The organism is Paraburkholderia sp. RL18-085-BIA-A (assembly GCF_046027075.1).
Classification (GTDB): Bacteria; Pseudomonadota; Gammaproteobacteria; order Burkholderiales; family Burkholderiaceae; genus Paraburkholderia.
On sequence record NZ_JARESU010000017.1, the window covers coordinates 124,286 to 134,277 of the forward strand.

9 protein-coding genes are annotated in these 9,992 nt (G+C 63.2%); 1 reads left to right on the forward strand and 8 read right to left on the reverse strand.

Annotated features, from left to right (window positions below; genetic code table 11):
* Nucleotides 1-76: 76 nt before the first annotated feature.
* From P0D89_RS14905 to P0D89_RS14935, 7 genes are all read right to left on the reverse strand, one after another.
* The gene (locus tag P0D89_RS14905; protein WP_408376875.1) at nucleotides 77-661 is read right to left on the reverse strand and encodes a LutC/YkgG family protein; all 585 of its coding nucleotides are present in this window, start codon (nucleotides 659-661) and stop codon (nucleotides 77-79) included.
* The gene (locus P0D89_RS14910) at nucleotides 648-2,039 is read right to left on the reverse strand and encodes a lactate utilization protein B (protein ID WP_408376876.1); all 1,392 of its coding nucleotides are present in this window, start codon (nucleotides 2,037-2,039) and stop codon (nucleotides 648-650) included. The genes P0D89_RS14905 and P0D89_RS14910 overlap by 14 nt, the downstream gene beginning before the upstream one ends.
* Complete coding sequence (locus P0D89_RS14915) at nucleotides 2,036-2,779, reverse strand: (Fe-S)-binding protein (RefSeq protein ID WP_408368378.1); 744 nt, start codon at nucleotides 2,777-2,779, stop codon at nucleotides 2,036-2,038. The genes P0D89_RS14910 and P0D89_RS14915 overlap by 4 nt, the downstream gene beginning before the upstream one ends.
* 328 nt (nucleotides 2,780-3,107) lie before the next feature.
* Complete coding sequence (locus P0D89_RS14920) at nucleotides 3,108-3,854, reverse strand: FadR/GntR family transcriptional regulator (RefSeq protein WP_408368380.1); 747 nt, start codon at nucleotides 3,852-3,854, stop codon at nucleotides 3,108-3,110.
* Nucleotides 3,855-4,081: 227 nt separating this feature from the next.
* A complete protein-coding gene (locus tag P0D89_RS14925; protein ID WP_408376877.1) occupies nucleotides 4,082-5,875 on the reverse strand; it encodes a S10 family peptidase in 1,794 nt (597 codons plus the stop codon).
* Nucleotides 5,876-6,115: 240 nt separating this feature from the next.
* The gene (locus P0D89_RS14930; RefSeq protein WP_408376878.1) at nucleotides 6,116-7,294 is read right to left on the reverse strand and encodes a pyridoxal phosphate-dependent aminotransferase; all 1,179 of its coding nucleotides are present in this window, start codon (nucleotides 7,292-7,294) and stop codon (nucleotides 6,116-6,118) included.
* Nucleotides 7,295-7,442: 148 nt separating this feature from the next.
* The gene (locus tag P0D89_RS14935; RefSeq protein ID WP_408376880.1) at nucleotides 7,443-8,933 is read right to left on the reverse strand and encodes an RNA polymerase factor sigma-54; all 1,491 of its coding nucleotides are present in this window, start codon (nucleotides 8,931-8,933) and stop codon (nucleotides 7,443-7,445) included.
* Nucleotides 8,934-9,466: 533 nt separating this feature from the next.
* Here P0D89_RS14935 and P0D89_RS14940 point away from each other — a divergent pair.
* Nucleotides 9,467-9,805 carry a BON domain-containing protein gene (locus tag P0D89_RS14940; RefSeq protein ID WP_408376881.1) on the forward strand — a complete coding sequence of 113 codons (339 nt, stop codon included), beginning with the start codon at nucleotides 9,467-9,469 and terminating at the stop codon, nucleotides 9,803-9,805.
* On the opposite strand, the gene P0D89_RS14945 is transcribed toward P0D89_RS14940, so the two are convergent.
* Nucleotides 9,785-9,992: hypothetical protein (locus P0D89_RS14945; RefSeq protein ID WP_408376882.1), on the reverse strand; the 208-nt coding region annotated here is incomplete at its 5' end. The genes P0D89_RS14940 and P0D89_RS14945 overlap by 21 nt on opposite strands.

Here is a 9,992-nt window from a genome sequence, read left to right on the forward strand (position 1 = left end):
AGTCGGTGGCGGGGGCGGCCAGTGGCGCCTCATCGATGAAGCCGCAGCGCGCATTCCGGCTACTGCGGAAAATGCTTTAAGCGGCCAACCACACCACAGTCAACGAGCGCACGCCCTGTGCGCCGCGAATCAGCACGCCTTCGATATCGGCTGTCGCCGAAGGTCCGGTGACGAGCGCCGCGTAACGCGCGTCACGGAAATCGCCACGCCGATAGACGTCCTGCAAACCATCGATCAGTTGCGCGGAATCGAGCAACACGATCAGATGCTGGACGATATAGCCCAGCGCGTTGACCACATACTCGCGTTCGCTGAACCAGACCGAGCCGGTTTCGGCCACGCCAAAGCGGGCACGCACCACACCGACGTCGACATCCTCCAACGAAGTGGGTTCCGTGTCCGCCGTCAGCGCACGCGTACCCGGCACTTCGGGGCTTGCCGATGCAATCGACACCGCATCGCCGAACCGCTCCCGGATCAAAGCGCTCACCTCGCTTGCGGTCGCCGCCTCGACACAGGTGCCGCCCATCGCCTGCAATGCCGCAGTGAAACGCGCACGGCGATCGCCGCCCGCCGTGTTGAACAGCGGCACATCCGGACACGGCCGTGCCGGCGGTTGCGCGGCGCGCACCTTGGCGAGAAAAGCCTCACGCGTTGCCATCACCACCTCCGCGATTTTTCTTGTACCAGGCATGGAAGGTCAGCTTCGGCGCTTCCGGCAACTCACGCTGCTTGCCCCAGATGTTGAGCGGGTTATACAGCACGAAGTTCGGCAGATGACGCAATGCGCCGCCCATCGACGACACCGTCGCGCGATACAAGGTCGGGCTCGCCAGCAGACGCCCGGCCATCTTCAACACTTCCTGCTTCACGAACGGCACTTCATGACGCTCGGCGATCACCGTGCGCCATTTGTAGATCTGCTCGTGAATGTTGATCTTCACCGGACACACGTTCGTGCAACTGCCGTTGAGCGTCGACGCGAACGGCAATGCACTGTAGCGCTTCAGATCGAAAGTCGGATTGATGATCGCGCCGATGGGCCCCGAATAGGTTCCGCCATACGAGAGTCCGCCGCTGCGCCGATACACCGGACAGGTGTTCATGCAGGCGCCGCAGCGAATGCACTTGAGCGAGTACCAGAAGTCCTCCATCGCGAGCCGCTCCGAGCGGCCATGATCGACGAGGATGAAGTGCATCTCGGTGCCCGGACGCGGCGCGCGGAAATGCGACGTGTACTGCGTGATCGGCGAGCCCAGCGCGCTGCGCGACAGCATGCGGATAAACACGCCGAGATCCGACACCCTGGGAATCAGCTTCTCGATGCCGATCGACGCGATATGCAACGGCGGCACGTTCGCGGACAGATCCGCGTTGCCTTCGTTAGTACACACGACGACCGTGCCCGTCTCCGCCACCGCGAAATTGCAGCCGGTCATGCCGGCTGTCTTTTCGCGCACGAAGTACGGGCGCGTATTCATGCGCTGGCTCTCCGCGAGATAGTGGATGTCGCTATTCTTCGGATCGGTGCCGATGGTGCGGCCGAACAGCTCGGCGACATCGGCGCGCAGCTTATGTACCGCCGGCACCACCATGTGGCTCGGGTCTTGATGATCGAGCTGCTGGATGCGTTCGCCCAGATCGGTTTCCATCACCGTAATGCCGCGCGGTTCGAGATACTCGCGCATCTTGCATTCGTCGGTGAGCATCGACTTGCTTTTGACAAGCGTGGTCATGCCGCGCCCGGACATGATCTCGTGCACCAGCGCGTTGTGTTCCTCGGCGGTGGCGGCCCAATGCACGACGACGCCGTTGGCCTCGGCAGCCGCGGCGAACTGTTCCAGATAATCGGCCAGGTGCGACAGCGTATGTTCCTTGATGCCCGACGCCAGTTCGCGCAGCGTCTCCCATTCGGCGATACCATGCGCCTGCGCATCGCGCTTCTCACGCAAATCCCACAGACGTTTGTCGTGAAACGCGACGTGCTCGGTCTTTTTGATGAAAGCGCCCGCGGCTTTCGCGTGATCTATCCGGCTCATTCGCGTGCTCCGTTGAGAACCTGCGCGATATGAATGAAGCGCGCGTCGGCCTTCATGCGTTCCGCGCAGCCTTGCTGGTGCATCAGGCACGACATGTCGCCCGACACGATGTATTCGGCGCCCGCATTCAGATGGTCGCGCACCTTGTCCTGCCCCATGCGCACCGACACCGGTTCTTCGGTGACCGAGAACGTGCCGCCGAAACCGCAGCATTCGTCGGGTCTTGCCGGCTTGACGAACTCGATGCCCTTCACGCGCTCAAGCAATGCACGCGGTTTCGAAAACGGCGTGGCCGCGATTTCCGACACCGATGCTTCCTTCAGATGACGCAACGAGCTGCAACTGTTGTGCAAGCCGACGCGATGCGGAAACTCTGCCCATGGAAATTCACGCGCGCCGATCACGTCGTGCAGAAACTCCACCAGTTCATACGCGTTCGCGCGGACCTTCCTCACTTCGCTGGTCTGTTCGATGGCGGTGAGATGCTCGCGTACATGATGGATACAACTCGCGGACGGCCCGACGATGTAGTCGTAGCCCGCGAAGTTGCGCGCGAACACGCGCTCGGCGCCGGCTGCGTCGGCATGCGCGCCGCTGTTGGCCATCGGCTGGCCGCAGCAGGTTTGCTCCTGCGGATAATCGACCTCGATACCGAAGCGTTCGAGCAATTCGAGCGTGGCGATCCCCACTTCGGGATAGAACGCGTCGATGAAGCACGGGATGAACAGGGCGACTTTCATAAGCTCTTTGAAAAGAATGCGGCGAGCGGAGATTCGCCTACTCTACTGCGGAACGGGGCTGGAAGGCCATGACAGCTTGGGGACGCCCGCGGACCGGGTGCGAGTTCCGAGTGGCTCGGCCTGTTTGGTCATGTTGGTCTGACCACGAATATAAGGAAGTCGCCGGATCGTGTCAATCGCGAAAGGAAGCGCGCGGGAGGTTGCCGGCTGAAGCGCGCGGCGTGCGGCAAGAAGCGGGGAGCCGCACGAGGTTGAGTCTGAGGAACGCCTCCGGACATGGCGTGAGGCTAACGCACGCGATTACGCAGCCGATTAAGCAGCCATCCGCTCAGGCAACCCCATTCGCCGACGGATTCGCCGCGTCGTCCTTATACATCTCGCGCACATACGTCAGATGACGCTCGGCCGCCTTGCGCGCCTTCTGCGCGTCGCGCGCCATCACGGCGTCGTAGATAGCCTGATGCTGGCTCATCAACTGCTTTTCCATCGCGTCATCGTAGTCGATCAACCGATGATATTGCCGCATACCTTCGCGAATCAGCGTATGGATGCCATGCATCACATGAGCGAGCGCGACGTTGTGCGTGGAGTCGGCAATCGCAAGGTGAAACGCGGCGTCCAGTTCAGCCAGGTTCACGCGATCCTGCGACAGTGAGCCAGCCTTCAACGCGTTGAAGGCCGCGCTGATCTTCTTCAGGTCCGCCGCAGTCGCGCGTTGCGCGGCATACACAGTCGAAATTGCTTCGAGCCCCTGGCGCAGTTCCAGAATATCGGCGCTGGTGCGCGGATTTTGCAGCAGCAGCTCGGCGAGCGGCTTGGAGATGATCGGCGCGGTTACGTCGACCACTGTGAAGCCGCCGCGCCCCGACGTTTCGATGTAGCCGTCGGCTTCCAGCCTGATCAACGCTTCCCGCAGCGACGGCCGCGACACGCCGAGCTGCGTGGCCAGATCGCGTTCGGCCGGCAGCCGGTCGCCCGGCATCAGCGTGCCCTCCGAGATCAGTTGCTTGATCTGGTCGGACACCACGTCGGAGAGCCGTTTGCGCGTGAAGGACTGGATCGGGCGGAATTCCATGGGCAGCGATCGGTGAAACCGGGTTGACGAAGCAGATTGGCAGGCAGTGGCCGAAGACCCGCGCGACCTTGAACGACTGTCGCACGGTGCGTGAATTATACCGTTCGACAGCAAGCGCCGAGCTTGCGCGCTACGGACGATGCGTGCGGCAAAGGACGGACGTCCCGCTATTCAAACGAGGCCCGAAGGCCGCACGAACGCCAGCGCATCACATCGGCTCGCGAATCTCAACGCGCGCCCGCTTCATAGAAGCCCACCAGGTCGCCCTTGAGTGCATGCAGTGCGCGATCGTCGAGGTAGATCATGTGGCCGGTCGGATAGTAAGCGAGCCGCACATTGGCGCGCAGCGGCCCGTCGAGCCCCAGATGCGCCAGCGCGTACTCGGTCGCGTAAAACGGCGTGGCGAGATCGAAATAGCCGTTCACCGACATCACACGCAACTGCGGATTCTGTCGCATCGCTTCAGCGAGATCGCCAGCCGCATACGGCGCGGTCAAATGTTCGCCCCACCATTCGCGGTGCTTCCAGTCCCAGTGTGTCAACGTGTCGTCGTTAAAGACCACGTAGCGGTCGGCGGGCGTGAAGTGCAGGTCCTCGGCGAAGTGCCGATGCAGCGCCGCATCGAAAGCGCTCGACACGCTGCTCACGGACGCGTCGAAATCCGGATGCTCGGACGCATCGTCGAAGTCGATGCCTTCGAAGCGCCCATCGTAACGGCCGACGCTGCGCGACTGATCGCGCAGCAACTCACTGCGAAAGCGCGAAGGATAAAGGCGCAAGCGATTGCGCTTCACGTAGCCGACATCGAGGCCGGTGAACTGCGCAACGCGCGCGGCAATCGCATCGCGCTGCTCGTCGGGCAGCGCGTCACCCTGCGCGAGCGCCTGCGCATAGGGTCCGCGTGCAAACGCGCGAGCGTCGTCGAGAAAAGCCGGCAAGCTGGCGGGCTTCGGCACGATCTTGTCGTGATACCAGGCAATCGCCGCGAAACTCGGCAGATAGCTTTCGCTTTTGAAATCCGACCCCGGCGAAAAGGCCTGGGAGTCGAGCACGGACGACATCAGGATCACACCGTTGAGCGCGATATTGTTCTGCCCCAATCGATACGCGAGCATCGCGGCACGCGCGCTCCCATACGATTCGCCGAGCAGATACTTCGGCGAATTCCAGCGCTGGTTCAGCGTCAGATAGCGGTCGATGAACTGCGAGAACGCGCCGAGATCCTGATCGACGCCCCAGAAGTCCTTGCTCGCGCCATGCCCGACGACCTTCGACAAGCCCGCGCCCACGGCATCGATAAACACCAGGTCGGTGACGCCGAGCAGGCTGTCGGGGTTGCCGTCGAGCGCGTACGGCGCGGGCGGCGTGCTGGCTGGACTCGCGGTACGCACCCGCTTCGGTCCGAACGAGCCGATCATCAGAAACACGCTGCCAGCGCCCGGGCCGCCGTTGAAAAGGAAGGTGACGGGGCGCGCCGAGGGTGCTTTGGTGGCGACCGTATAGGCGACGTAGAACACGCTTGCATTGGCCTCGCCGGTCTTGTCGCGCAACAGCAGGTTACCGGCGGTCGCCGTGTAGTCGATCTTGCGGCCATCGAGGCGGATCGAATGCTGGGTGACGGTCGAGTTTTCCGGTGGCACCGGGATCACCGCCGCGGATTTGCCACTGCGCTGCGCTGTGTCCGACGTATCGGTACGAGCGGCTGAGGATGTGCGCGGCTGGCTGCCCGTGCGCGACGGCACGACGTGCGGATCGTGCTGTTCTTCGTTCGTGTCAACGTTCGCATCGGCGGGTCGACGGTGCGTGCCGGTCTGGCTGCGCGCGGGGGCGCCGGCTTCCGACGCCGCGCTTTGCGTTGCGACAGCCGCGTCGGCATCGGATGACTCGTCGAACTCGGCGGCCGCGCACCGCTGACTGAACGCGGCCAGCGCGGCGAAAGCAAGCGCCACTGCTACGAGAGCGGCCAGCAGCGATCCCCCCATCAGCGATTGGCGCAACGAAAAGTAGAGACGATGGCCCATGGCGTTCCCGCGTGCGAGTCGAGATGCGCCGGTGTCCTCGGTATGGGTGTCTATGTGTATCGCAGACGGACCCGGCGCTCGATTCTTGACGCAAGCTTTAGTGCCGTCAACAGAAAACTCGCCCGGTGGCTCATTCGTCCCACCGCGCATCGCTTGCCAAAAGAAACGAAAAAGCCGAAGAAAGCCTGGTGCGTCAGCGGGCCGCTCGCCCCGACCCACACCCTCAGACACGGCACCGACTCAACGCACCCGCAACCCGCCCACGAACCTCGCGATCCGCTCGCATGCATCGATCAGCCGCGCCTCTTCCACCACGAAGCCGAGCCGCACGAACCCATTCGCGGTCTCGCCGAACGCGCTCGCATCGAGCACCGACACCCCTTGCGCACGAAACAGCTGCCACGTGAAATCCACCGTAGCGAGACCCGTGCCGCTCACGTCGACCATCATGAACATGCCTGCCTCGGGCAACAGGCAGCGCAACCCCGGCACGCGATGCAGGCGCTCGAACACCACGTCGCGCCGACGCCGGTAAATCTCGCGCATTTCGGCGGCAATGGCGGCCTTGTTTTGCACGGCCGTCAACGCGGCTTGCTGGATGAAGCCGGGCAAGCCGTACAGCATCGCGAGCGCGAGCCGCCCCATATGCTGGATCAGCTCCGCAGGTCCGACCGCCCAGCCGACGCGCCAGCCGGCCATCGCATGCGACTTCGACAGACTGCCGAGCGTCACGGTGCGCTCCGTCATGCCGGGCAGCGACGCGATGCTTACGTGTTCGCGTTCGAAGGTCAGCTCGGCATAGACCTCGTCGGACAGCACCCATAGATCATGCTGGCAGGCAAGCCGCGCGATGCGCTCGAGATCGGCGCGCGGCATCACCACGCCGGTGGGATTGCACGGCGTCGCGAAGAAAATAGCCTTGGTGCGCGGCGTGACCGCTGCTTCGAGTGCGTCGCAATCGACATGAAACGCCCGCGCCGGATCGACCGGCACCGCCACCAGGGTGGCGCCCGCCGCGCGCACGCAGGCCTCGTAGGTCAGGTACATCGGCTCGGGGACGATCACTTCGTCGCCCGCTTCGAGCAGGCACAGTGACACCGCGAACACGCCGTTCTGCGCGCCCGCGGTCAGGATGACGTTGGCCGCGCCCGCCGCGCAGCCGGTCGTGCGCGTGTGTTCTGCCGCGATCGCCGCGCGCAACGGCTCGCGGCCGGACACCGCGCTGTAATGCGTATCGCCGCCGCGCAACGCGTCGATCGCGCGTTCGACGATCGGCGCGGGTGTCGCGAAGTCGGGGTCGCCCACGCTCAGCACGATCACGTCTTCGCCAGCCGCCTCCGCCAGTTGCGCAACGCGATGGATTTCCCACGCGGACGTGCGTCTACCTTGCAGCCGCTCGACCAGATTCGAGTACTTCATTGCGCTCACCCGTTTCGATTTGACCCGCCAATGTAATGGCGCGAGCACGAAACGTCCAGATATGCAAAAGGGCCACGCGAGCGGACAGTCTCGCGTGGCCCCTGAATGTCGCCCTTGAGCTCAAGCCCTTCGACGGGGCGCCGGGCATTCAGATCTGGCGGCGCAACTCCGCCGGCGGCACCTTCATCAGATGCCGGTACTTCGCGACCGTGCGGCGCGCGACCAGCACGCCCTGATCCGCGAGCATCTTCGCGAGCGTCACATCGGACAGCGGATCGCGGGTGTTTTCCGCAGCGATCATTTCCTTGAGCAGTGCGCGCACCGCTGCCGCCGAACACGTACCGCCGCTTTCCGTGCCGAGCTCGCGCGGGAAGAAATGCTTGAATTCGAAAATGCCGCGCGGCGTAGCCATATATTTGTTGCCGGTGGCGCGCGAGATGGTGGACTCGTGCAGACCGAGTTCTTCGGCCACATCGCGCAGCACCATCGGCTTGAGCGCGATTTCGCCGTACTGGAAGAAGGCCCTCTGATGCGCGACGATGCATTCCGCGACGCGCTGAATCGTATCGAAACGTTGCTGCGCATTGCGGATCAGCCAGCGCGCTTCCTGCAACTGCTGCGCGAGCGGCGAGCGGCTCGCGCCGGCCGATTGCGCAAACAGTTCCGCGTACATGCGATGAATCCGCGCGCGCGGCTGCACCGCCGGATTAATCGACACGACCCACTTGTTGCGCACCTGGCGCACGATCACGTCCGGCACCACGTAGTTGTCCTCGGTGCGGCCATAGCAGTTGCCCGGCTTCGGATCGAGCTTGCGCACCAGTGCGCACGCCACGCGCAACTCTTCGGCGCTGCAGCCGATCTGCTTTTGCAGCTCGGCCTGCTCGCGGCGCGCAAGACGTTCCAGGTGATGGTCGACTATCTGGCGCGCAACCTCGCGCCCCGGCGTATCAGCAGGCAACGCATTCACTTGCAGCGACAGACACTCCGACAGCGAACGCGCGCCCAGCCCGGGCCGGTCGAGCGATTGCACAAGGCGCAGCGCGACCAGCAACTCTTCTTCGGTCAGTTCGGGTTCGAGATCGACGCTATCGGCGAGATCGGCGAGCGACTGGCGCAGATAGCCGTCGTCGTCGAGCGCCTCGATGATGAAGCGGGCCACCGCGCGATCGCGATCGTCGAGCCGGTACAGGCGCAGCGAGTCGTGCAGCTGCTCGTGCAAGGTCGGTTGCGAGCGGGCCCATTCAGCCGGATCGCTGCCCTCCGAATCGCCATTCTGTCGCGCCGAACCGCGGCCGCTGTAGTCGCCTGAAAACTCGCCGCCCATGTCCGCGCCCATATCGTCCTGGCCCGCGGTTTCCATTGTGTCACCGCCGGCGGTGTCGGCCGGCAGCGCATCGGGCTCGGCGGCGGCCGAGTCGACGGCCGGCAGCGCCGCGGCCTCGTCGCCGGACGCGGCGGTGGCGAGCGCAACATCTTCCGTTTCCGAGGAGTCGTATTCGAGAAACGGATTGGTGTCGAGCGCAGTGCGCAGCTCCTGTTGAAATTCCAGAGACGACAGCTGCAACAGACGCACCGATTGCTGCAAGCGCGGCGTGAGTGCGAGAGACTGCCTTGTGCGTAGTTCAATTGAAGGCATTGTAGTGAGGTCCCGTTGAGTAGCTGATGCGAATGCTGAGAAATGGCCTGTGAGCCGTTCAGAGCAACTGTCGTACCAGCTTTTCCAACATACTGTTTTTACAAAGCTTTACGCCTTCAGCGCGGTCCCGGGCCCGATGATTGCGCAGCTAACGGACGCCCTTTTTACAAGTACCCGGCAAATTCCGGTCCTCATCCGGACATCTCATCCAACCCTGCGGCACACGGTAACGTCCCCTATTCGTCAGCCTAAATGCGCGTGCAGTAACGGCTTTCTCGCGACGCGGCCGGCTTGCGCCGCGGACCAGGCATAGCCCTTGCGAATCAGCACCGTGTGGACGGATGTCGGGCTTTGCGCGTCAAACGCGCGAACGCAAGGCATGCAGCGCATGCATTGCCCCCGCTTCCGGTGTCGATAACGGGCCCTGACGGAACCGTAGCGGCAACGACCCCACGCGAGTCATCGGCGGTTCCGGCCGCGATCGACCGCAGGCAACAAGACCGCAATTTTCATCAACACCCGAAGGAGAAACCATGAAGACGATCCAATTTCTGAAGACCGCAGGCAGCATCGCTTGTGTCGCATTCGCATTGAACGCCACGGCGCAGACCAGCGCTCCGGCAGCGCCGGCCGCGTCCGAAACCATGGGCCAGCACATCGACGACAGCGCCATTACCACCAAGGCCAAAGCGGATCTGCTCGCCGCGAAAAACGTCAAGTCGACCCATATTCACGTGAAGACCCACAAGGGCGTGGTATCGCTCACGGGTTCGGTGCCGTCCGCTGGCGACAAGACCGCCGCCGAAGAAGTCGTGCAAGCCGTGAAGGGCGTGTCGAGCGTGAAGAACCATCTAAAGATCGGCGCCGAATAAGCTCGGGCGACCGGTGTGAAGATGCCGGCGAACGCCGGCTCTTTGCGAAGGTTCGAAACACGGAGAAGGGGGGGCGGCGGGGCGGGGGGCGGCGGATTTTTTTTTTTTTTTTTTGTGTTTTTTTTTGTTGGTTTTGTTTTTGGGGGGGTTTTTTTTTTTTTTTTTTTTTTTTTTTTTTTTGTTTTTT

Bases quoted from the DNA above. Each gene is read 5' to 3' on its own strand.
- P0D89_RS14920 (WP_408368380.1), bottom strand. From the start codon at position 3,854: ATGGAATTCCGCCCGATCCAGTCCTTCACGCGCAAACGGCTCTCCGAC.
- P0D89_RS14940 (WP_408376881.1), top strand. From the start codon at position 9,467: ATGAAGACGATCCAATTTCTGAAGACCGCAGGCAGCATCGCTTGTGTC.
- P0D89_RS14935 (WP_408376880.1), bottom strand. From the start codon at position 8,933: ATGCCTTCAATTGAACTACGCACAAGGCAGTCTCTCGCACTCACGCCG.
- P0D89_RS14930 (WP_408376878.1), bottom strand. From the start codon at position 7,294: ATGAAGTACTCGAATCTGGTCGAGCGGCTGCAAGGTAGACGCACGTCC.
- P0D89_RS14910 (WP_408376876.1), bottom strand. From the start codon at position 2,039: ATGAGCCGGATAGATCACGCGAAAGCCGCGGGCGCTTTCATCAAAAAG.
- P0D89_RS14915 (WP_408368378.1), bottom strand. From the start codon at position 2,779: ATGAAAGTCGCCCTGTTCATCCCGTGCTTCATCGACGCGTTCTATCCC.
- P0D89_RS14925 (WP_408376877.1), bottom strand. From the start codon at position 5,875: ATGGGCCATCGTCTCTACTTTTCGTTGCGCCAATCGCTGATGGGGGGA.
- P0D89_RS14905 (WP_408376875.1), bottom strand. From the start codon at position 661: ATGGCAACGCGTGAGGCTTTTCTCGCCAAGGTGCGCGCCGCGCAACCG.